Raw genomic sequence first — 21,447 nt, forward strand, 5'->3', positions numbered from 1 at the left:
GCTAGCGACCGCAGACGGCCCGCGGACGAACTACAGCCTTACGCGGCCAGCAGCTTCTTCACCCGGTCCGAGCCCACGGCGAGCAGCAGCGTGGGCAGGCGCGGACCGGTGTCGCGGCCGACCAGCAGGTGGTACAGGAGCGCGAAGAACGTCCGCTGGGCGGTCTTGATCTCCGGCGGCAGCTCCTTGGCGGTGGCGTCCGCCGAGAACCCGGCCTGCACCTTCGGCACGCCGTAGACCAGGTGGGTCAGGCCGTCGAGCGACCAGTGGTCGTCGAGGCCCTCGACCAGGAGCCGCAGCGACTCGCGGCCCTGGTCGTCGAGCGAGCCGAGGATCTCCGCGTCCGGCTCCTCGCGCACCACGGTGCGCTGCTCGGTCGGCACCTGGGTGTTGATCCACGCCTCGGCCTTGTCGAGCCGGGGGCGCGCCTCGTCCAGGGAGGCCAGCGGGTTCGCCGGGTCCAGGTCGCTGAGGATGCGGATCGTCTGCTCGTCGTGGCCGGCGGTGATGTCGACGACCGAGGCGAGCGTGCGGTACGGCAGCGGGCGCACGGTGCGCGGGAGCTCCCCGGCGGCGGTGCGGGCGGCGCGGGAGTGGGCGGCGGCGTCGGCGGGCAGCACGCTGCCGTCGGCGACCTTGGCCTCCAGCTTGTCCCACTCGTCGTAGAGCCGCTGGATCTCCTGGTCGAAGGCGATCTTGAAGGACTGGTTGGGCTTGCGGCGCGCGTACAGCCAGCGCAGCAGCTGCGGCTCCATGATCTTCAGCGCGTCGGCCGGGGTCGGCACGCCGCCCTTGGAGGAGGACATCTTGGCCATGCCGCTGATGCCGACGAACGCGTACATCGGGCCGATCGGCTGCTCGCCGCCGAAGATCGACACGATCTGGCCGCCGACCTGGAACGAGGAGCCCGGGGACGAGTGGTCGACGCCGGACGGCTCGAAGATCACGCCCTCGTAGGCCCAGCGCATCGGCCAGTCGACCTTCCAGACCAGCTTGCCGCGGTTGAACTCGCTGAGCCGCACGGTCTCGGAGAAGCCGCACGCCGAGCAGGTGTAGCTCAGCTCGGTGGACTCGTCGTCGTAGGCCGAGACGACCGTGAAGTCCTTGTCGCAGCCACCGCAGTACGGCTTGTACGGGAAGTAGCCCGCGGAGCCCGTGCCGTCGTCCTCGGCGGCGGCGCCGGAGCCCTCGGCGGCCTCCAGCTCGGCCTCGTCGACCGGCTTCTGGTTCTTCTTGGCGGGCGCCTTCTTGGTGCGGTACTGCTCCAGGACGGCGTCGATGTCACCGCGGTGCTTCATCGCGTGCAGGACCTGCTCGCGGTAGGCGCCGGAGGTGTACTGGGCCGTCTGGCTGATCCCGTCGTACTCGACGCCGAGCTCGGCGAGGGCCTCGGTCATCGCGGCCTTGAAGTGCTCGGCCCAGTTCGGGTACGCCGAGCCCGCCGGGGCCGGGACCGAGGTGAGCGGGCGGCCGATGTGCTCGGCCCAGGACCCGTCGATGCCGGGGACGCCGTTCGGCACCTTGCGGTACCGGTCGTAGTCGTCCCAGGAGATCAGGTGGCGCACCTCGAAGCCCCGGCGGCGGATCTCGTCCGCGACCAGGTGCGGGGTCATGACCTCGCGCAGGTTGCCCAGGTGGATCGGGCCGGAGGGGGAGAGGCCGGACGCGACGACGACCGGTTTGCCAGGCGCACGACGCTCCGAGTCGGCGATGACCTCGTCCGCGAAACGGGAGACCCAGTCGGTCTCGGTGCTGCTCTGAGCCACGGTCGGCACGTCCTTCTTTCTCGTACGCCTTGAAGGGGCTGGCCCGCCCATTGTCCCAGACGGAACCACCCCCTCCGGGGTTGCCCGTATTCCCGGAGAAGTGGAAGACCCTCGCATGGGAGAATCCCCTCGTACGCATCCCGCCCGCAAACCAGATTCGCGGACGGCCGACCGACAGGAAACGGAACCCATGGCTTCGGTCCCTTCCCTCGCTTCCACTGTCCAGCAGCGCCTGGCGGACGCCCTCTCGGCAGCCCTGCCGGAGGCCGGCTCCACCGACCCGCTGCTGCGCCGAAGCGACCGGGCCGACTTCCAGGCCAACGGCATCCTGGCGCTCGCGAAGAAGCTCAAGGGCAACCCCCGCGAGCTGGCGGCCGAGGTCACCGGCGCGCTCGACTCCGGTGACCTGCTGAAGGACGTCGAGGTCTCCGGCCCCGGCTTCCTCAACATCACGCTCACCGACGCGGCGATCACCAAGACCCTCGCCGCGCGCGCCGCCGACGACCGGCTCGGCGTGCCGCTGAAGGAGAAGCCGGGCATCACGGTCGTCGACTACGCCCAGCCGAACGTGGCGAAGGAGATGCACGTCGGCCATCTGCGCTCGGCGGTCATCGGCGACGCGCTGCGCGCCATGCTCGACTTCACCGGCGAGCGGACCATCGGCCGCCACCACATCGGTGACTGGGGCACCCAGTTCGGCATGCTCATCCAGTACCTGATCGAGAACCCCGACGCCCTGGCCCCGGCCGAGGACGTCGACGGCGAGCAGGCCATGTCCAACCTGAACCGGGTGTACAAGGCGTCCCGCGCGGTCTTCGACGCCGACGAGGACTTCAAGGAGCGGGCCCGCAAGCGGGTCGTCGCCCTGCAGTCCGGCGACCCGGAGACGCTGGAGCTGTGGCAGCGGTTCGTGGACGAGTCGAAGGTCTACTTCTACTCGGTCTTCGAGAAGCTGGACATGGAGATCCGCGACGACGAGATCGTGGGCGAGTCCGCGTACAACGAGGGCATGCCCGAGACCGCCCGCATGCTGGAGGAGATGGGCGTCGCCGTCCGCTCCGAGGGCGCGCTCGTGGTGTTCTTCGACGACATCCGGGGCAAGGACGACCAGCCGGTCCCGCTGATCGTGCAGAAGGCGGACGGCGGCTTCGGCTACGCGGCCTCCGACCTGACCGCGATCCGCAACCGGGTCCAGGACCTGCACGCCACCTCGCTGATCTACGTGGTGGACGTGCGCCAGTCGCTGCACTTCAAGATGGTCTTCGAGGCGGCCCGCCGGGCCGGCTGGCTGACCGACGACGTCACCGCGCACAACATGGGCTACGGCACGGTGCTGGGCGCGGACGGCAAGCCGTTCAAGACCCGTGAGGGCGAGACGGTCAAGCTGGAGGACCTCCTCGACGAGGCCGCCGAGCGGGCCACGGCGGTCGTGCGCGAGAAGGCCGAGAAGGTGGGCCTGAGCGAGGACGAGATCGTCGAGAACGGCCGGTACGTGGGCATCGGCGCGGTGAAGTACGCGGACCTGTCGACCTCGGCCAACCGGGACTACAAGTTCGACCTGGACCAGATGGTCTCGCTCAACGGCGACACCTCGGTCTACCTCCAGTACGCGTACGCCCGGATCAGGTCGATCCTGCGCAAGGCCGACGCCCTGCGGCCCGCCGCCCACCCGGAGCTGGAGCTGGCCCCGGCCGAGCGGGCCCTGGGCCTGCACCTGGACGCGTTCGGCGAGCTGCTCGCCGAGGCGACCGCCGAGTACGCGCCGCACAAGCTGGCCGCGTACCTCTACCAGCTGGCCTCGCTCTACACGACGTTCTACGACCAGTGCCCGGTGCTGAAGGCCGACACCGAGGAGCAGGCCGAGAACCGGCTGTTCCTGTGCGACCTGACCGCCCGGACGCTCCACCGGGGCATGGCCCTGCTGGGCATCCGGACGCCCGAGCGCCTCTGATCCACCCCGTGCGGGGAGCGGCTCACGTGCTGAGCCGCTCCCACACGTTGGTGTCCAGCCGGTACTCGTAGGCAGGCCGGCCCTTGATGGCACTGCTGTGGAACGGCTTGCCGGTCTCGTCGTAGACCGGGATCTTCCCGAAGCGGTCGCCGCTGCTCCACTCCACCTCCAGGTACCAGGTCACCTCGTGCGCGTCGGTGTGCACATCGAGGTTGAGCACCTGCGGGTCCGACGTGGACACCTTGTACGGGAAGTCGGTGGCGGGCACCTTCTCGTCGCCCTGCTTCCCGCCGACCGGCTTGGCGCGCGGCTGCGGCTTGTCCAGGTCGATGTCGAAGAAGCCCGGGGTGACGCCGCCCCCGCACCCCGAACCCATCGAGTACGCGGTCCAGTCGAGCGGGGTGTCGCGCTCCACGACCTTCACGTTCACGGCGTTGATGACGACCGACTCGTGGGTCTTGCCGGTCGCGGTCAGCTGGAGCGTCAGATGCCCGCCGTCCACGCCGCCGAGCACCTCGGCCCAGGGGCGGCTCTCGCTCGGCGACGGCGGCTTGGGCACCGCGTTCGGCTTCTGGTCCAGCAGATAGAACTTCCCGCACGGCCCGTCCCACAGGTACGAGCTGACGCCGACGCCCAGCGGGGCCAGGGCGGGCGGGGTGGGCTTGCGGACCGCCGACGCCGAGGGGGCGGGGCTGCCGGACGGCGCGTGGCTCAGGACGCCGCTCGGCGGGACCGCCTTCGGGCTCGCGGAGGCGGACTTGGCGGGCGCGGTCTGCGGCGGGGTGGGGCCGCTCTCCCTGGCGTCGGCGACGGCCGAGCTCTTGGCGTCCTTGTCCCCGGGCCCGCCGGACAGGCTCGCCACGGCGACGACCGGCACGGCGAGGGCCGCGACGACGGCGGCCCCGATCAGCGCGAGGCGGGTGCGCTTGGTCATCCGGGGCCCGGGGCGCGGCGCGGACGCGCCGGTGCGGACACCGACGAGGGGGGCCTCGCCGTCGCCGGACGCGTCGGCGTCCTCGCGGGCGGCGCCGGAGGCGGTGTCACGGGCGGGCACGGACGGCGACGCGGGCGCGGGCGCGGGCCCGGTCGGCGGCGCGGACGCGGACCCGGCCACGGGTCCGGCATCGGCATCGGCGGCGGCAGCAGCGGACCTTTCCGGAGCTTCCGCTTCCGGCTTTGATCCGGATTCCGCCTCGGGTGCGGGCACGGGCGCCGCGGCCGTCACCGGCGCGGCCGGGCGGGCCGCCTCCGCCGCCGCGCCGCGCGCCCGGCGCCGGGCGTCGTCGGCCAGGATCCAGCGGCGGTGCAGCTCGACGGACTCCTCCCGGGTGGCGCCGCAGACCCGCGCCAGCCGGTCGACGGGGGCGTACTCGTGCGGCACGGCGTCGCCGTTGCAGTACCGGTGGAGCGTCGACGTACTGACGTGGAGCTTGCCCGCCAGGACGCCGTAACTCTGTCCCGAACGGTCCTTCAACCCCCGCAGAAGCGCCGCGAAATCCTCGGACTCAGCCGTAGCCACGAGTCGTTTCCCTCCCTGTGCGTCCCGGAACCGCGTTCCAGGGGAAGGACGTTTCCCCAGGTCAAGGCATGTTCCAGCGTTCCAGCTTCCCCCATTGTCCCCTGCCGATTGCGGTCGCCGCCGACCGGCCCGCAAGGTGAGTGCATCAACCAGCCAGCCCGGCACCACGGGGGAACCGGCAATGCGATTCCGCATTCGGGTCAACCTGGCGGACTCGATGGCCACCGCGATCCTGGCCGCTTCGGTGGCCACCCTGATCGCGTTGATTCTCAGTCTTCACGCCTGACCCGCTCAGCACGTACGACCACACACCACTCACGCACCGACCAACGGGGAGCTCGATCCACCATGCGCACCAACCTCCGCATCACCGCCGCCGCCGCCACCGCCCTCGTCGCCGCCCTGTCGCTCAGCGCCTGCGGCAGCGACTCCGGCTCCAAGGCCGCGGACAAGGCGGCGGCCTCCCCGTCCGCCTCGGCGCCCGCCGCCGCCACGGGGAACAGCGGCGACCACGGCGCCGCCACCGGCGGCGGCTCGGCCGGGACGACGGAGGGCTCGGGAGGCACGGAGGGCTCGGGAGGCACCGGCGGCGGCTCGGCCGCCAAGCCCGCCCACTCGACCGGCAAGCAGACGCCCAAGAAGTCCGGCTCGGGCAGCGGTTCCGGTTCCGCTTCCGGCTCGGGGTCCGGTGCGGGCACGGGCAAGCGGGTCACCTGCACCGGCTCCACCATCAAGCTGACCGCCACCCCGGTCTCCCGCCCGCTCAACCACGTCCTGCTGACCGCGACCAACACCGGCAAGACCACCTGCGACGCCTACAACGCCCCGGCCGTGAAGTTCTCCAACGCCCAGTCGCCGATCCCGGTCGACAAGGACACCATCCCGCAGGCGGTCGTCTCGCTGGCCCCGGGCCAGTCGGCGTACGCGATGGTGCGCACCCAGGGCGAGCCCGACGGCACCGACCCGTACATGACCAGCCAGGTCGTCGTGTACTTCGTGGGCGCCTCCGACACCGGCTCGGTCGGCCGCTCCGCCTACGCCTCGCTGTCCAAGCCGGTCGGCGTCGTCGACGCCCAGGCGATGGCCACCTACTGGCAGTCGGACCTCGCCTCGATCAGCGGCTGGTGACCACCCGCCCGGTCCCGGCACACCGCCCCCGACCCGCCCAACGCCCCCGGACCCCGGGGGCGTTGTCAGTGGCGGGGCCTACATTCAGGACATGGCGATGCTTCCGAACCCCCTGCCCGCACTGACCGCCGACCCGACCGGCGCCGCCCTCGGCCTCGACCTGCCACCGGGGCGGCTCTTCGGGGACGGCCCGCTGCTCTGGCGCGCCGAGTCCCCGGCCGCGCCCGGCGACTGGGCGCGGCTGCTGCCCGCCCGGCTGGCGGCGGGGCTCCAGCCCGTCCTGGTCGGCGGGAAGTACGGCCTGGACCAGTGGGAGCTGGCCCCCGAGGAGATGACGTACCCGGGCGACCACGACGCCGAGGACGTCCTGGCCGAGGTGTGGGAGGAGTTCGCGGAGGAGGAGCTGGGCGCGGGCGACTGGCCGGGCCTGGCCGAGGGGCCCGCCCTCCAGGAGGACCCGGACGTGCGGGCGGGCTCCGTCGCCGACGGCTCCTGGCCCAAGGACGCCCGGCTCGCGCTGGTCCCGGCCCGCCGCAGCGCGGACATACCGGCGGCGCTCGGCTGGTCGGGCGCGCTCAACCTGGAGGAGGACACGGGCCGGCTGAGCGCGGTGCTGCGCTCCTGGGAGGACCGGTTCGGCGTGCGGGTGGTGGGCCTGGCCTTCGACGAGCTCCTGGTGTCGGTGGCGGCCCCGCCGACGACCCTGGAGCAGGCGCGGGCGGTGGCGGCGGAGCACTTCGCGTTCTGCCCGGACGTGATCGAGGACTCCCTGGAGGAGTACGCGCGCGACGAGCTCCTCAACAGCCCCTCCTGGCACTTCTGGTGGGACTGACCGGGGCCGGCCGGGACCGGCCGGTGGGGCCGCGCTGAGCCGGGCGGGTGACCCGGGCGGCACGCTGCCCACCGGCCGGCCGGCCGACTCGCTACCTCTGGACCTCCAGAGCGCGAGTCGAGGACGGCGGGAGGGCCAGTGGGCCGGGACGAGGACCAGCGGGGCGGCGGGGCGGCCGGGACGGACCCCGTCCCGGCGGAGCTGTACGCACACCCGGACGGCGGCTGGCTGTACGTGGGCGAGCCGCACGGCGTGCTGCGCGTCCCGCTGGGCGAGGACGGCCGCCCCGAGGCCCCGGCGGAGTGGACCCCGGGGGTGCGGCCGTTCGGGGTGGCGGTCGACGCCGAGGGCGCCTGCCTCTACACCGCGGACCCGTCCGGCGGCAGGCTGCTGTGGCACGTCCTGGACGGGGGCGGACGGCCCCTGCGGGGCGCGGGCTGGCGCACGTTCACCCCGGCGGGCGCGGCCCCCGAAGGCGCCCTGGCCGCCCACCCCGCCCTGCCCTGTCTCTACGTGGCGCACGGCGCCGGGCCGGTACCGGTGAGCCGGGTGCCGCTGGACGCGGACGGCGGGCCCGGCGAGGGCGGCCCCGCCGTGGAGTGGGCCCGTACCGCTCCCCCGCCGCACCCGGGCCTGGCCGTCCACCCCGACGGCACCCTGCTGTACGTGGGCGACCCCGGCGGCCGGGCCGTGCACGTCTTCGCGCTGGACGCCGAGGGCCGGGCGCGCGGCGGCGGGCCCGTGCGCACCCGGGAGACCGGGGCGGCCCCCGGCCCGCTCGCGGTCCACCCGGCGGGCGCCTGCCTGTACTTCGCGGAGCGGGTCACGGGCGCGGTGTTCCGGGACGCGCTCGCGGCGGGCGGGCTCCCGCACACCGGGGGCGCGCCCGAGCCGGTGCCCGGGTTCGCGGCCCCGGACCGCACGGGCCTCGCCGTCCACCCCGGGGGCGGCTATCTGTACGCGTCGACCGCGACCGCGCTGACCGTGACGGAGCTGGACCCGCCGACGGGCCTGCCCGTGGGGCGCCCGGTCACGCTGGCGCTGCCGCGCCGCTGAAGGCGCCGGCCGCGCCGCCCCTCAGACCCCTCCGGCCGCCCGGACCTCTCGGTCCGCCCGGACCGTGATCTCGTGGACGGAGTTGCGCAGGCCCGGCGGCGGCTGGATCCGGCCGTCGCGGTCGGTGGCGCGGGCCCGCACCCGGTGCTCGCCGGGCGCCAGGCGCAGGGTCAGCCGGAACGGCTGCCAGGCCGGGTCGTGGCCGAGGGGTTCGAGCTCGGCGGGCTCCCAGGGGCCGCCGTCGACGCTCACCTCGACCGCGACGACCTCGGTGGTGCTCCAGGCCCGGCCGAGGAACTCCACCTCACCGGCCGGTACCCGGTCGCCGTGCTGCGGGCTGAGCAGCTTGCCGCCGACGTCCATGGCGCGGACCGGCCGCACGGTGGTCTCGCCGGGCAGGACGCGGGTGTAGAAGCGGGTGGTGAACATGTGCTCCGGCCGCTCCTCGGCGAGGATGATCCGGGTCAGCCACTTCACGGAGTTGGTGCCGAACATCCGGGGCACGACGGTGCGCAGGGGGTGCCCGTGCCGGACGGTGAGGGGCGCGCCGTTCATCTCGTACGCGAGGAACACCTGGTCGCGGGCGGTCTCCAGGGGCAGGTCCTTGAGGTAGGACAGCCCGTCCTGCCCGTCGAAGGCGCCGGTGTCGGCGCCCTCGAACCAGACGTGCCGGGCGGCGGGCAGCGGCCGGGCCCGCTCCAGCAGCGGGGCGAGGTCGAACCCGGTCCACTCCAGATTGGCCACCGCCCGCGTCGGCACGTCCGGCGCGAACGGGTTGCCGAAGCACTCGTGGACGGAGGTGAACCGCCGGGCGGGCAGGGCCAGTACGTCGTCGAGCCGCAGCCGGAAGGGCCGTTCGACCAGCCCTTCCACCGACAGCGACCAGGTGCCCGGGTCCACGTCGGGGATGCCGAGGTGGGCCCGGACGAAGACGTTGTCCACCGGGGTGACGAGATCGACGGTGTCCGCGAAGTCCCTTACGTCCAGCGCCTGTTCCGCCATGCCGTCCCCCGGGTGCCCTACAGTCCGCGGGCGACCTCCGTCGCCCAGTACGTCAGGATCATGTCGGCGCCGGCCCGCTTGATTCCCGTGAGGGTTTCGAGGATGGCCCGCTCGCGGTCGATCCAGCCCTTTTCGGCCGCCGCCTCGACCATCGCGTACTCCCCGCTGATCTGGTACGCGGCGACCGGCACATGCACGGACTCGGCGACCTTGGCGAGGATGTCCAGGTAGGGACCGGCGGGCTTCACCATGACCATGTCGGCGCCCTCGTCGAGGTCCAGCGCGAGCTCGCGCAGGGACTCCCGGACATTGGCCGGATCCTGCTGGTAGGTCTTGCGGTCGCCGCGCAGCGAGGAGCCGACGGCCTCCCGGAACGGGCCGTAGAAGGCGGACGAGTACTTGGCGGTGTAGGCGAGGATCGACACGTCCTCGTGGCCGGTCTGGTCCAGCGCGTCGCGCACGACGCCGACCTGGCCGTCCATCATGCCGCTGGGGCCGACCGCGTGGACGCCCGCGTCGGCCTGGACCTGGGCCATCTCGGCGTACCGCTCCAGGGTGGCGTCGTTGTCGACGCGGCCGTCGGCGTCCAGGACCCCGCAGTGGCCGTGGTCGGTGTACTCGTCCAGGCACAGGTCCGACATGATGACGAGGTCGTCGCCGACCTCCTGCCGCACGGCGCGGATGGCGACCTGGAGGATCCCGTCCGGGTCGGTCCCGGCGGTGCCGAGCGCGTCCTTCTTCCCGTCCTCCGGCACCCCGAAGAGCATGATCCCGGCGACCCCGGCCTCGACCGCCTCCACGGCGGCCTTCCGCAGCGTGTCCATGGTGTGCTGCACGACGCCGGGCATGGCCTGGATGGGCACGGGCCGCTCGATGCCCTCCCGCACGAAGGCGGGGAGGATCAGGTCGGCCGGGTGGAGGCGGGTCTCGGCGACCATGCGGCGCATGGCGGGGGTGGTGCGGAGCCGCCGGGGGCGGGCGCCGGGGAAGGATCCGTAGCTCATGCGCCTACGCTACGCCGCACGCCGTCCCCTTCGTCCCCCACCCCGCGGTGCCCTCGGGCGGGCGGCCGGAGGCGGGCCGGGACGAGCTCCCGGGGCCGCGCCCCAGCCCCCGATTCACCTGCGGACCGTGCTGGCTTGCCCGCGCAGTTCCCCGCGCCCCTAAATGCCCCGTCCGACTGCGGCCCGTGGTCGCTCCTCGCGCAGTTCCCCGCGCCCCCAAGACCTTCGTTCGCCTGCGGACCGTGCAGGGTTGCTCGCGCAGTTCCCCGCGCCCCCAGGGGCGCCCCGCAGGGGCGTATTTGAGGGGCGCGGGGAACTGCGCGGCCAGCCCCCACCGGGTCGCAGCCGAAAAACGGGGGCGGGGGCCGCAGGCCCGTAGGGGGTTCGGGGCGTAGCCCCGGGAGCGGGGCGCGGGGGCCGCAGGTCCCGCAAGGGTTCGGGGCGCAGCCCGGATGGCAAGGGGGCCCGGGGCAGCCCCGGGGAAAAGCAAAGCCCCGCCCCTTCCCCACCCCCGGAGGGTTTGGGGAAGGGGCGGGGAGGGGGTCACGTCGTGCGGCGCCGCCGCGCGCCGGGGCGCCGCTCGCTCGGCCGGGTCACATGCTCCCCCGCCTCCACGGCCGCATCCCGCCGAGCCGCCCCGAACTCCGCCAACGCCTCCGCCAGCTTCAGCACGGACGGCTCGGGCGCCATGACGTCCACCCGCAGCCCGTGCTCCTCGGCGGTCTTCGCCGTGGCGGGCCCGATACAGGCGATCACCGTCACGTTGTGCGGCTTGCCCGCGATGCCGACCAGGTTGCGGACGGTCGAGGACGAGGTGAAGAGCACCGCGTCGAACCCGCCGCCCTTGATCGCCTCACGGGTGTCCGCCGGCGGCGGCGACGCGCGCACGGTCCGGTACGCCGTGACGTCGTCCACCTCCCAGCCCAGCTCGATCAGCCCGGCCACCAGCGTCTCGGTGGCGATGTCGGCGCGCGGCAGGAACACCCGGTCGATCGGGTCGAAGACCGGGTCGTAGGGCGGCCAGTCCTCCAGCAGGCCCGCCGCCGACTGCTCGCCGCTGGGGACGAGGTCCGGCTTGACGCCGAACTCCACCAGCGCCGCCGCCGTCTGCTCGCCGACCGCCGCGACCTTGATGCCCGCGAACGCCCGGGCGTCGAGCCCGTACTCCTCGAACTTCTCCCGCACCGCCTTGACCGCGTTGACCGAGGTGAAGGCGATCCACTCGTAGCGGCCGGTGACCAGGCCCTTGACCGCGCGCTCCATCTGCTGCGGGGTGCGCGGCGGCTCGACGGCGATCGTGGGGACCTCGTGCGGCACCGCGCCGTAGGACCGCAGCTGGTCGGAGAGCGAGGCCGCCTGCTCCTTCGTGCGCGGTACGAGGACCCGCCAGCCGAACAGCGGCTTGGACTCGAACCACGACAGCCGGTCGCGCTGGGCGGCCGAACCGCGCTCGCCGACCACGGCTATGACGGGCTGGTGCCCGTCGGGCGAGGGCAGCGCCTTGGCCTGCTTGAGGACCTGGGCGACCGAGCCGAGCGTCGCGTTCCAGGTGCGCTGGCGGGTGGTCGTACCGGCGACGGTGACCGTCATCGGGGTGTCGGGCTTGCGGCCCGCCGACACGAGTTCACCGGCCGCCGCCGCCACCGTCTCCAGGGTCGCGGAGACGACGACGGTGCCGTCGCTCGTACCGACCTCGGTCCAGCAGCGCTCGTCCGCGCCGCGCGCGTCCACGAAGCGCACGTCGGCGCCGCCGGCCGGACCGCTCAGCGGCACACCCGCGTACGCGGGCACACCCACCGCCGTGGCGACACCGGGCACGACCTCGAAGGGGATGCCCTCGGCCGCGCAGGCCAGCATCTCCTCGCCCGCGCTGCCGTCGAGCCCGGGGTCGCCGGAGACGGCACGGACGACCCGCCTGCCGGAGCGCGCGGCCTCCATGACAAGATTGGCCGCGTCCCGCAACACGGGGACTCCAGCGGTCGCTGACGCCTCGTCAACAACCGTCAGCTGAGGCGTGTCCACACCTGCCCGCGCATGCGCGCGAACCACGTCGAGCACAGCCGGCTCGGCGATCAGGACATCGGCCGACGCCAGCGCTTCCACGGCGCGCAGCGTCAGCAGTCCCGGGTCCCCTGGGCCGGCACCGAGGAAGGTGACGCACCCGTGCGCGGAGACGGCGGGAAGGTTCGAGGACGTGGTGGGGCTCAAAGTGCTCGCTCCCCCATAAGACCGGCCGCACCCTTGGCAAGCATCTCGACCGCGAGTTCGCGACCGAGCGCCACTGCTTCGTCGTGCGACGCAGGTACGGGACCGGTGATGGACAACTGCACCAGCGTCGAGCCGTCGGTGGTACCGACGACGCCGCGCAGGCGCATCTCATGAACAACCTGTCCGTCGGCCAGCAGGTCGGCGTAGGCACCCACGGGTGCGGAACAGCCGGCCTCCAGGGCGGCGAGCAGGGACCGCTCGGCGGTGACGGCGACCCGGGTGTAGGGGTCGTCGAGCTCGGCGAGCGCGGCGGCGAGTTCGGCATCGGCTGCCGGGCACTCGATCGCCAGGGCCCCCTGGCCGGGGGCGGGCAGCATGGTGTCGACCGGAAGGAACTCGGTCACCTCACCGATCCTGCCGATGCGGTTCAGCCCGGCCGCGGCGAGTACCACCGCGTCGAGTTCACCGCGGTGCGCGAATCCGATCCGGGTGTCGATGTTCCCCCGGATCGGCACGGTTTCGACGGCCAGGCCGTGGCTGCGCGCGTACGCGTTCAGCTGCGACTCCCGCCGCGGCGAGCCGGTGCCTATGCGGACCGGACGGCCCTGCGCGGCGGCGGCCAGCTCGGTCAGGGTCAGCCCGTCGCGCGCCACCAGCACGTCGCGCGCGTCCTCGCGGACGGGCACGGCGGCCAGGGCCAGGTCGGCGGGCTGCTCGGTGGGCAGGTCCTTGAGCGAGTGGACGGCGAAGTCGACCTCACCGCTCAGCAGCGCGTCGCGCAGCGCGGTCACGAAGACGCCCGTGCCGCCGATCTGCGCCAGGTGCTCGCGCGAGGTGTCGCCGTACGTGGTGATCTCCACCAGCTCGACCGGCCGCCCGGTCAACTGCCGTACGGCGTCGGCCACCTGGCCGGACTGGGCCATGGCGAGCATGCTGCGCCTGGTCCCCAGCCTCAGTGCTTTCTGGGTCATGACCGCCCTCGGTTCTTCGCGTCTCGGTTCTTGACGTCGACGTCGTTCAGGTCGGCCCGCGACACGGCGGCGACCGTCTCCGGGTCGAGGTCGAAGAGTGTGCGCAGCGCGTCCGCGTACCCGGCGCCGCCGGGCTCGGCCGCCAGCTGCTTGATCCGCACGGTCGGGGCGTGCAGGAGCTTGTCGACGACGCGGCGCACGGTCTGGGTGACCTCGGCGCGCTCCTTGTCGTCCAGGTCGGGGAGCCGGCCCTCCAGCCGGGCCACCTCGCTGGCCACCACGTCGGCGGCCATCGCGCGCAGCGCGACCACGGTCGGCGTGATGTGCGCGGCGCGCTGGGCGGCGCCGAAGGCGGCGACCTCGTCGGAGACGATCGAGCGCACCTGGTCGACGTCGGCGGCCATCGGCGCGTCGGCCGACGCCTCGGCGAGCGACTCGATGTCGACGAGCCGCACCCCGGGGATGCGGTGCACGGCGGCGTCGATGTCGCGCGGCATGGCGAGGTCGAGCAGTGCGAGGCGGACCGGGCCGCCCTGGGCGGGGATCCGGCGCGCGGCGGCGGGCCGGACGCCGCCGGCGTTCTCCACCCAACTGCCGTGCAGGGAGAGCGAGTCGGCGGCCACGTCCGTGTCCGCGCGGGCCGCGTCGGCGGCCTCGCTGACCGCGGTGTACGCGGCGAGCCCGGCACCGGCGGCGGCCGTGGCGGCGAAGTCGGCGGGGCACCCCTCGGCGGCGGCCTGGGCCGGGACGGCGAACTCGGCGGGGACCGGGGCGCCGACGGCCTCGGCCACGGCCTCGCCGGTGAGCACCAGGCCGGTGGCGCCGGTGCAGGAGACGGCCACGTCGACTCGTGTCAGTTCGCGCGCGACATCGGCCATCGGCACCGCGCGGGCGGCCGTCCCGGCCTCGGCGAGGATCTCGACGAGCCGCTCGGCGCGGGCGTGGGTGCGGTTGGCGACGACCACCTCGCGCACCCCGGCGCGCGCCAGGGTCGCGGCGGCCAGCGAGGACATCGAGCCCGCGCCGATCACCAGCGCGCGCTTGCCCGCGGCCCAGCCGTCCACCGGCTCGTCCACGGCCAGTTGCTCCAGGCCGAACGTCACCAGGGACTGCCCGGCCCGGTCGATGCCGGTCTCGCTGTGGGCGCGCTTGCCGACCCGCAGGGCCTGCTGGAAGAGGTCGTTCAGGAGCCGCCCGGCGGTGTGCAGCTCCTGGCCGAGCGCGAGCGTGTCCTTGATCTGGCCGAGGATCTGACCCTCGCCGACGACCATCGAGTCCAGCCCGCACGCCACCGAGAAGAGGTGGTGGACGGCCCGGTCCTCGTAGTGCACATAGAGATACGGAGTGAGCTCTTCCAGGCCGACGCCGCTGTGCTGGGCGAGCAGCGTGGAGAGCTCGGCGACGCCCGCGTGGAACTTGTCCACGTCCGCGTACAGCTCGATGCGGTTGCAGGTGGCCAGGACCGCGGCCTCGGCCGCGGGCTCCGCGGCCAGGGTGTCCTGGAGCAGCTTGACCTGGGTGTCCGCCGAGAGCGCGGCGCGCTCCAGGACGCTGACGGGGGCGCTGCGGTGGCTGAGACCGACGACGAGGAGGCTCATGCCGGCATCACTGCGGGCATGTCCCCGTCGGGTCCCTTCCGGTCCACGGCCGCGCCGCCGCGCACGACGGGCGGCACGGCGGCCTCGACGTCCGGGACGCCCGCGGCCTCGGCGGCCGACGCGTCCTCGCCCGCCTTGCGCTGCTCGTGGAACGCCAGGATCTGCAGCTCGATGGAGAGGTCGACCTTGCGCACGTCGACGCCCTCCGGCACCGACAGGACGGTCGGCGCGAAGTTCAGGATGGAGGTGACGCCCGCGGCCACCAGCCGGTCGCAGACGGGCTGGGCGGCGCCGGCCGGGGTCGCGATGACACCGATCGAGACGCCGTTCTCGCTGATGATCTTCTCCAGGTCGTCGGAGTGCTGCACCGGCATCCCCGCGACCGGCTTGCCGGCCATCGCCGGGTCCGCGTCGATCAGCGCGGCGACCCGGAAGCCGCGGGAGGCGAACCCGCCGTAGTTGGCGAGCGCGGCGCCCAGGTTGCCGATGCCGACGATGACGACGGGCCAGTCCTGGGTGAGCCCGAGTTCACGGGAGATCTGGTAGACGAGGTACTCGACGTCGTAGCCGACGCCCCGGGTCCCGTAGGAGCCGAGGTACGAGAAGTCCTTGCGCAGCTTCGCGGAGTTGACGCCCGCGGCGGCGGCCAGCTCTTCGGAGGAGACCGTGGGCACGGAGCGCTCCGACAGCCCGGTCAGCGCACGCAGATACAGCGGAAGCCTGGCGACGGTGGCCTCGGGGATTCCTCGGCTACGGGTCGCCGGTCGGTGAGTTCGGCCAGTTGCCACGGTGCTCCTGCGGGATGAGCGAGGCAGGCGGCCATGTGTCCCAGGACCGCCCCGTCGAATGCAGGCTATGTCTTTGTGAACGCGTGCACAAAGATGGTGTCCGCTTTGTCCGAGCAAAGTGACCGGGCTCACGCGAACCGGTGCCGTTTTCCGGGAACCGACGGCGAGGTCGGTCCGTTGGGATCCCGAAGGGGGCAAAACCGTACACACCTCTCCACGATGACACCCCCGAACGCGACAAAACGACCTCGATGGTAACCACAACTACCGCCGATCACCCATTTGATCACCGGCTGCGGCCCGCCGGCCGGACGGCCGCGGTCAGCCGCCCAGCGCACTCCTGAGCCGCGCGGGGTCCACGCGCCAGAAGGTGTGCTGCGCGCCGTCGATCAGGACGACCGGGATCTGCTCCCAGTACGCGCGGTGCAGCGCCTCGTCCTGGGTGATGTCCTTCTCCTCCCAGGCGGCCCCGGTCTCCGCGCACACCGCCTCGACGACCGCGCGCGCGTCGTCGCAGAGGTGGCAGCCGGGCTTGCCGATGAGGGTGACCGTCCGGGCGGCCGGACCGGTGGGGCTCTGGGCGGCCTTCTTGCCGCGCCGCAACAGGGGGCTCATGCCCCCATTCTCCGCCCGCCCGGACCGGGGGCGGCGCCGGTCGCGGCCGACCCGCGTCACGGCCCCGCCGCGCAGAGTTCACGCCAGGCCAATCCCGGCGTGTCGGGCCCGACCGAACAGACTGGCTATGCTCACGACATGGCCGTACTGGGATGGCTCACCCCTCGTAGGCGCTCGGCGACCGCCCGCAGCGTGCTGGCCGGCGAGGCCGCAGCCGAGGCAGCCCGCAAGTCCTCGCAGGAGCTCGCCGAGCTGGCGGAAGCGGAGGCGAGAGAGCAGGCGGAGCAGGATTCCGCTCCGCAGCCCTCCTTCCCCGTCGTCGGGGACGACCTGGCCGCCGCCTTCTTCGACCTCGACAACACCGTGATGCAGGGCGCCGCGATCTTCCACTTCGGGCGCGGGCTGTACAAGCGGAAGTTCTTCCAGCGCCGCGATCTGGCCCGGTTCGCCTGGCAGCAGGCGTGGTTCCGGCTGGCCGGGGTCGAGGACCCCGAGCACATGCAGGACGCCCGCGAGAGCGCCCTGTCCATCGTCAAGGGCCACCGCGTCTCCGAGCTGATGTCCATCGGCGAGGAGATCTACGACGAGTACATGGCGGACCGCATCTGGCCCGGCACGCGCGCGCTGGCCCAGGCGCACCTGGACGCGGGCCAGAAGGTGTGGCTGGTGACGGCCGCCCCGGTGGAGACCGCCACGATCATCGCCCGCCGCCTCGGCCTGACGGGCGCGCTCGGCACGGTCGCCGAGTCCGTGGACGGCGTCTATACGGGACGGCTCGTCGGCGAGCCCCTGCACGGCCCCGCCAAGGCGGAGGCGGTGCGCGCGCTGGCCGCGGCGGAGGGCCTGGATCTCACCCGCTGCGCCGCCTACAGCGACTCGCACAACGACATCCCGATGCTGTCCCTGGTCGGCCACCCGTACGCGATCAACCCCGACGCGAAGCTGCGCAAGCACGCCCGCGCGCGCGAGTGGCGGCTGCGCGACTACCGCACGGGCCGCAAGGCGGCGAAGGTCGGCATCCCGGCGGCGGCCGGAGTGGGCGCCCTGGCGGGCGGCACGGCCGCGGCGGTCGCCCTGCACCGCCGCAGGCGCTAGCGGGGTTCCGCGCCGGCCACGGCGGGCGGGGTGCCGCGCCCGGTCCGGCACGCCCGTTCCGCGCCCGGTCCGGCCCGCGCGCTCCGGACCCGTTCCGCACCCGTTCCCGGACAGGGTTCCGGACCCGATCCGGCACCTCCTACCCGCGCCGGGCCCCCGCCAGTCCCACCTCCCCCACTCGGCCACATCACACCCCCCAACCGATCAATTTCGATCACCAACACCGCACACCTTGCTCACAATGCGCTACCCAATCCGCCGCATAGACGTAACAGAAGCGACGGAATCGACGATTTGAGCAACTGGGTGTAGCGCTCCCTGCACGAAGCGTTATTCTCCTCAGACGCATACCGGAACCCACACATCGCCACGGCGGGTGAACGGTCCCGCACTGCACGTGATGGAAGCTCTGCCTCTGGGAGTCCCGTGTACCCACACGTCGGGGTTGACGCCTCGGGCCTGGCTACGCTGCGCGCGGCGGTCCTCGACCGTCTGCGCGGCTTCGTCCCCACCGCGTACGCCGCCCCCGCCTTCGCCGCCGCCTCACCCTTCGGTGCCTGCTACGCCCTGGCGGACGGCGGCGCCGCGGTCGGCAGACGGAGCGGCGGTCGCGGCGCGGGCACGTCGGCGACGCCGACCGCCCGCCGCCCCAGCGCCGACAGCGACAGCGCCCGCATGATGGACCTCGTCGAGCGCGCCCAGGCGGGCGAGGCCGACGCCTTCGGACGGCTGTACGACCAGTACAGCGACACGGTCTACCGCTACATCTACTACCGCGTCGGCGGCAAGGCGACCGCCGAGGACCTCACCAGCGAGACCTTCCTGCGCGCGCTGCGCCGGATCTCGACCTTCACCTGGCAGGGCCGCGACTTCGGCGCCTGGCTGGTCACGATCGCGCGCAACCTGGTCGCCGACCACTTCAAGTCGAGCCGCTTCCGCCTGGAGGTGACGACCGGCGAGATGCTCGACGCCAACGAGGTGGAGCGCTCGCCCGAGGACTCCGTCCTGGAGTCCCTCTCCAACGCCGCCCTGCTCGAAGCCGTCCGCAAGCTCAACCCCCAGCAGCAGGAGTGCGTCACCCTGCGCTTCCTCCAGGGCCTCTCGGTCGCCGAGACCGCCCGCGTCATGGGCAAGAACGAGGGCGCCATCAAGACCCTCCAGTACCGGGCCGTGCGCACCCTCGCCCGGCTCCTCCCCGAAGACGCCCGCTGACGACGGCCGGCGACCGCCCGGCCGCGCCCCTTCCGCACGGGGCGCGGCCACCCCGCGGAAGGCCCCCAACTCACCTTCGGTGAGCGCTCAGTGATGCCCTGATCACGCTGTGGTCCGATCATCCTTCGTCCGTAACCCAAGTGCCGCGTCCGTCGTTGTGCCGGATGCAGGCTCCCTGTGGTCACGCCATGTCCACAACCGCTCACTCGATCGTGTGGATGTGCTCAAGGCGTGCAACCTTCCAGGCCCCTTGGGGAGTCGACCGTGATGACGAGAGGAGGTGCCGCCAGTGATCGCGAACGTATCGGCGCACCGGCGGGCGAACGCCTTCGCCCAGGCCCTGGAAGAAGCCTCGGCGGCCCAGCAGCCACCCGCCCCCGCGCCGGGCGAACAGACGGCGGAAGCCGACCTGTTGGCCCTGGCGACCGTCCTCGGCGAGCTGCCGAAACCGGAGCTGGACGCCGAGGTCAAGGTGGAGCAGCGGGCGCTGCTCGTGGCAGCCATGGAGCAGATGTTCGCTTCGGGCGGTGCCGCCGACGACCCTCTGGTGCCCGAGCAGCGGACCGGTCGCGGCGCCCACCGGGCGAGCCCGCTCCGGAAGATGCGCCCCCGCTCCCGCTGGTCGAAGGGCATCGCTGCGGGCGGGCTCAGCATCGGCGTGGCCGCGGGCGCGTTCAGCGGCGTGGCCGCCGCCAGCTCCGACGCCCTCCCCGGTGACTCGCTGTACGGACTGAAGCGGGGCATGGAGGACCTCAAGCTCAACCTGGCGGACGACGACGCCGACCGCGGCCGGATCTACCTCGACCAGGCGTCCACCCGGCTCAGCGAGGCGCGCCGCCTGATGGAGCGCGGCCGCGCCGGCGACCTCGACCACGAGCAGCTCAGCGAGGTCCGCCGTGCCCTGAGCGGCATGCAGCACGACGTGACCGAAGGCCACCGCCTGCTCCACGCGGCCTACGCCAAGGACGGCTCCCTCGGCCCCATCGCCGCCCTGTCGTCGTTCGCCACCGCCCACCGCGAGAGCTGGAGCAAGCTGCGCGACAAGCTGCCCCCGCAGCTCACCGACGTCGGCGACGAGGTGACCTCCGTCTTCGTCGCCATAGACCGGGAGGTCGAGCCGCTGCGCCCGCTGCTGCCCACCCCCAAGACGAAGACCCATGGGCGTACGGACAGTTCCGGCTCCGGCTCGGGCGCGGCCCGGAACACCACCCGCCCCGCCGCGTCCACCCCCGCCGCCCCGCACGGCACCGCGGGCAGCGACGCCACCAAGCCGCAGCCGTCCACCTCGGGCAGCAAGCCCGCGGACGGACTGCTCGGCGGCAACACCGGCGGCCTCCTCGACCCCCCGTCGAAGAACACCCCGCCCGCGTCCGGCACCACCCCGGCCAAGCCGCCGGTCCCGGACGTCACCCTGCCCCCGCTCCTCCCCGGTCTGCTCCCGGGCCTGGGCATCGAGGGCGAGGACGCGCCGAAGTAACCGGGTGCGTACGGGTGTGGGGCGCCGGTCGACCACCGGCGCCCCACACGCGCGCGACGCGACAGCGGGCGCACGGACCAGCACAGCAGCAGGCACCGGAACGCGGCACCGGCCCGCAGCCCCGCCTAGAAGAACACCGACCGCCGCTGCACCAGCAGCTTGTACAGCGTGTGCTGGATCTGCTCGCGCACCTGATCCGTCAGGTTGAACATCAGCATCGGGTCCTCCGCCGCCTCCGGCGGATAGCCGTCGGTCGGGATCGGCTCGCCGAACTGGATCGTCCACTTCGTCGGCAGCGGCACCAGACCGGCCGCCCCCAGCCAGGGGAACGTGGGCGTGATCGGGAAGTACGGGACGCCGAGCAGCCGGGCCAGCGTCTTCGAGTTGCCGATCATCGGGTAGATCTCCTCCGCCCCGACGATCGAGCACGGCACGATGGGCGTCCCGGCCCGCAGCGCCGTCGAGACGAACCCGCCGCGCCCGAACCGCTGGAGCTTGTACCGCTCGCCGAACGGCTTCCCTATCCCCTTGAAGCCCTCCGGCATCACCCCGACGACCTCGCCGCGCTCCAGCAGCGCCTGGGCGTCCTCCGCGCACGCCAGGGTGTGCCCGGCCTTGCGGGCCAGCTCGTTGACGACCGGCAGCATGAACACCAGGTCCGCCGCCAGCAGCCGCAGATGGCGCCCGGCCGGATGGTGGTCGTGCACCGCCACCTGCATCATCAGCCCGTCCAGCGGCAGCGTCCCGGAGTGGTTGGCGACGACCAGCGCCCCGCCCTCGGCCGGGATGTTCTCGACGCCCTTCACCTCCACCCGGAAGTACTTCTCGTAGAAGGGCCGCAGCAGCGACATCAGGACCTGGTCGGTGAGCTCCTTGTCGTACCCGAACTCGTCGACGTCGTACTCACCGGTGATCCGCCGCCGCAGGAAGGCCAGCCCGCCGGCCACCCGGCGGTCCCAGCCGCCCGACCCCGCCCGCTCGCCGCCGTCCGCGACCGAGGGCCCCACGGGGCCGTCAGCGGCCCCCTGCGCGCCGCTGCCCGGCTCCGGCGGCGTCGGGGCGCCCCCGGGTCCCGGCGCGGCCTGCTGGCCCGGCAGCGCGCTCACCGGGGCCGACTCGGCGTCCGCCGCCCGACGGCCGCCGGAGCGCCGGCGTCCGGGGCGCTGCGCACCGCCGCGCGAGCGGTCGTCGTCGAACGGAATGACCTTGGCGTCCGCCATCGTGG

At 73.4% G+C, this 21,447-nt stretch carries 17 protein-coding genes; 7 read left to right on the forward strand and 10 right to left on the reverse strand.

The genetic code is table 11. The annotated features are described in order from the left end of the window. Positions 1-38: 38 nt before the first annotated feature. On the reverse strand, positions 39-1,775 hold the full coding sequence (gene lysS / locus AB5J87_RS15500) for a lysine--tRNA ligase (RefSeq protein ID WP_369377242.1): 1,737 nt from the start codon (positions 1,773-1,775) through the stop codon (positions 39-41). A 181-nt stretch (positions 1,776-1,956) separates the two neighbouring features. Here lysS and argS point away from each other — a divergent pair, with 181 nt between their 5' ends. Further along, positions 1,957-3,717: an arginine--tRNA ligase gene (argS, locus tag AB5J87_RS15505; protein WP_369377244.1), complete on the forward strand. Its 1,761-nt coding sequence runs from the start codon at positions 1,957-1,959 to the stop codon at positions 3,715-3,717. Positions 3,718-3,739: 22 nt separating this feature from the next. Here the strand turns inward: argS and AB5J87_RS15510 are convergent, their stop codons facing one another. Beyond that, a complete protein-coding gene (locus AB5J87_RS15510; protein ID WP_369377245.1) occupies positions 3,740-5,236 on the reverse strand; it encodes a helix-turn-helix domain-containing protein in 1,497 nt (498 codons plus the stop codon). Between the two features lie 348 nt (positions 5,237-5,584). On the opposite strand from AB5J87_RS15510, the gene AB5J87_RS15515 reads away from it, so the two are divergent. The 3 genes from AB5J87_RS15515 (at position 5,585) to AB5J87_RS15525 (ending at position 8,252) form a co-directional block, all read left to right on the forward strand. Then, positions 5,585-6,364 carry a DUF4232 domain-containing protein gene (locus AB5J87_RS15515; RefSeq protein WP_369377246.1) on the forward strand — a complete coding sequence of 260 codons (780 nt, stop codon included), beginning with the start codon at positions 5,585-5,587 and terminating at the stop codon, positions 6,362-6,364. Between the two features lie 91 nt (positions 6,365-6,455). Then, the gene (locus tag AB5J87_RS15520) at positions 6,456-7,196 is read left to right on the forward strand and encodes a DUF4253 domain-containing protein (RefSeq protein WP_369377247.1); all 741 of its coding nucleotides are present in this window, start codon (positions 6,456-6,458) and stop codon (positions 7,194-7,196) included. A 138-nt stretch (positions 7,197-7,334) separates the two neighbouring features. Then, complete coding sequence (locus AB5J87_RS15525; RefSeq protein ID WP_369377249.1) at positions 7,335-8,252, forward strand: hypothetical protein; 918 nt, start codon at positions 7,335-7,337, stop codon at positions 8,250-8,252. A gap of 21 nt (positions 8,253-8,273) precedes the next feature. Here AB5J87_RS15525 and AB5J87_RS15530 read toward each other — a convergent pair whose 3' ends face one another. The 7 genes from AB5J87_RS15530 to AB5J87_RS15560 form a co-directional block, all read right to left on the reverse strand. Next, positions 8,274-9,254, reverse strand: coding sequence for a molybdopterin-dependent oxidoreductase (locus AB5J87_RS15530; protein ID WP_369377250.1), 981 nt, complete (start codon positions 9,252-9,254; stop codon positions 8,274-8,276). 17 nt (positions 9,255-9,271) lie between these two features. Continuing rightward, positions 9,272-10,258 carry a porphobilinogen synthase gene (gene hemB / locus AB5J87_RS15535; protein ID WP_369377251.1) on the reverse strand — a complete coding sequence of 329 codons (987 nt, stop codon included), beginning with the start codon at positions 10,256-10,258 and terminating at the stop codon, positions 9,272-9,274. Positions 10,259-10,801: 543 nt separating this feature from the next. Then, positions 10,802-12,466, reverse strand: coding sequence for a uroporphyrinogen-III synthase (locus AB5J87_RS15540; protein ID WP_369377252.1), 1,665 nt, complete (start codon positions 12,464-12,466; stop codon positions 10,802-10,804). Beyond that, positions 12,463-13,437, reverse strand: a complete 975-nt coding sequence (gene hemC / locus AB5J87_RS15545; protein WP_369377253.1) for a hydroxymethylbilane synthase — start codon at positions 13,435-13,437, stop codon at positions 12,463-12,465. Before hemC ends, AB5J87_RS15540 begins: the two co-directional genes overlap by 4 nt. Beyond that, positions 13,434-15,035 (reverse strand): glutamyl-tRNA reductase, encoded by a 1,602-nt coding sequence (locus AB5J87_RS15550; RefSeq protein WP_369377254.1) that lies wholly within the window; start codon positions 15,033-15,035, stop codon positions 13,434-13,436. The genes hemC and AB5J87_RS15550 overlap by 4 nt, the downstream gene beginning before the upstream one ends. Next, positions 15,032-15,823, reverse strand: a complete 792-nt coding sequence (locus AB5J87_RS15555; RefSeq protein ID WP_369377255.1) for a redox-sensing transcriptional repressor Rex — start codon at positions 15,821-15,823, stop codon at positions 15,032-15,034. The genes AB5J87_RS15550 and AB5J87_RS15555 overlap by 4 nt, the downstream gene beginning before the upstream one ends. A gap of 321 nt (positions 15,824-16,144) precedes the next feature. Further along, positions 16,145-16,438, reverse strand: coding sequence for a glutaredoxin family protein (locus AB5J87_RS15560; RefSeq protein ID WP_369377257.1), 294 nt, complete (start codon positions 16,436-16,438; stop codon positions 16,145-16,147). Between the two features lie 138 nt (positions 16,439-16,576). On the opposite strand from AB5J87_RS15560, the gene AB5J87_RS15565 reads away from it, so the two are divergent. From AB5J87_RS15565 to AB5J87_RS15575, 3 genes are all read left to right on the forward strand, one after another. Then, the gene (locus tag AB5J87_RS15565; RefSeq protein ID WP_369377258.1) at positions 16,577-17,533 is read left to right on the forward strand and encodes an HAD family hydrolase; all 957 of its coding nucleotides are present in this window, start codon (positions 16,577-16,579) and stop codon (positions 17,531-17,533) included. Positions 17,534-17,959: 426 nt separating this feature from the next. After that, positions 17,960-18,745: an ECF subfamily RNA polymerase sigma factor, BldN family gene (locus AB5J87_RS15570; protein ID WP_369377260.1), complete on the forward strand. Its 786-nt coding sequence runs from the start codon at positions 17,960-17,962 to the stop codon at positions 18,743-18,745. A gap of 289 nt (positions 18,746-19,034) precedes the next feature. After that, positions 19,035-20,222 carry a DUF5667 domain-containing protein gene (locus tag AB5J87_RS15575; protein WP_369377261.1) on the forward strand — a complete coding sequence of 396 codons (1,188 nt, stop codon included), beginning with the start codon at positions 19,035-19,037 and terminating at the stop codon, positions 20,220-20,222. Positions 20,223-20,347: 125 nt separating this feature from the next. Here the strand turns inward: AB5J87_RS15575 and AB5J87_RS15580 are convergent, their stop codons facing one another. Next, positions 20,348-21,442, reverse strand: a complete 1,095-nt coding sequence (locus AB5J87_RS15580; RefSeq protein ID WP_369377262.1) for a lysophospholipid acyltransferase family protein — start codon at positions 21,440-21,442, stop codon at positions 20,348-20,350. Positions 21,443-21,447 lie beyond the last annotated feature (5 nt).

The sequence above is a fragment of the Streptomyces sp. cg36 genome (assembly GCF_041080675.1).
Lineage (GTDB): Bacteria > Actinomycetota > Actinomycetes > Streptomycetales > Streptomycetaceae > Streptomyces.

Excerpts from the sequence above, each read along its gene's own strand:
- AB5J87_RS15520 (WP_369377247.1), top strand. The coding sequence starts at position 6,456 with ATGGCGATGCTTCCGAACCCCCTGCCCGCACTGACCGCCGACCCGACC.
- hemB (WP_369377251.1), bottom strand. The coding sequence starts at position 10,258 with ATGAGCTACGGATCCTTCCCCGGCGCCCGCCCCCGGCGGCTCCGCACC.
- AB5J87_RS15515 (WP_369377246.1), top strand. The coding sequence starts at position 5,585 with ATGCGCACCAACCTCCGCATCACCGCCGCCGCCGCCACCGCCCTCGTC.
- AB5J87_RS15530 (WP_369377250.1), bottom strand. The coding sequence starts at position 9,254 with ATGGCGGAACAGGCGCTGGACGTAAGGGACTTCGCGGACACCGTCGAT.
- AB5J87_RS15550 (WP_369377254.1), bottom strand. The coding sequence starts at position 15,035 with ATGAGCCTCCTCGTCGTCGGTCTCAGCCACCGCAGCGCCCCCGTCAGC.
- AB5J87_RS15560 (WP_369377257.1), bottom strand. The coding sequence starts at position 16,438 with ATGAGCCCCCTGTTGCGGCGCGGCAAGAAGGCCGCCCAGAGCCCCACC.
- AB5J87_RS15565 (WP_369377258.1), top strand. The coding sequence starts at position 16,577 with ATGGCCGTACTGGGATGGCTCACCCCTCGTAGGCGCTCGGCGACCGCC.
- argS (WP_369377244.1), top strand. The coding sequence starts at position 1,957 with ATGGCTTCGGTCCCTTCCCTCGCTTCCACTGTCCAGCAGCGCCTGGCG.
- hemC (WP_369377253.1), bottom strand. The coding sequence starts at position 13,437 with ATGACCCAGAAAGCACTGAGGCTGGGGACCAGGCGCAGCATGCTCGCC.
- AB5J87_RS15580 (WP_369377262.1), bottom strand. The coding sequence starts at position 21,442 with ATGGCGGACGCCAAGGTCATTCCGTTCGACGACGACCGCTCGCGCGGC.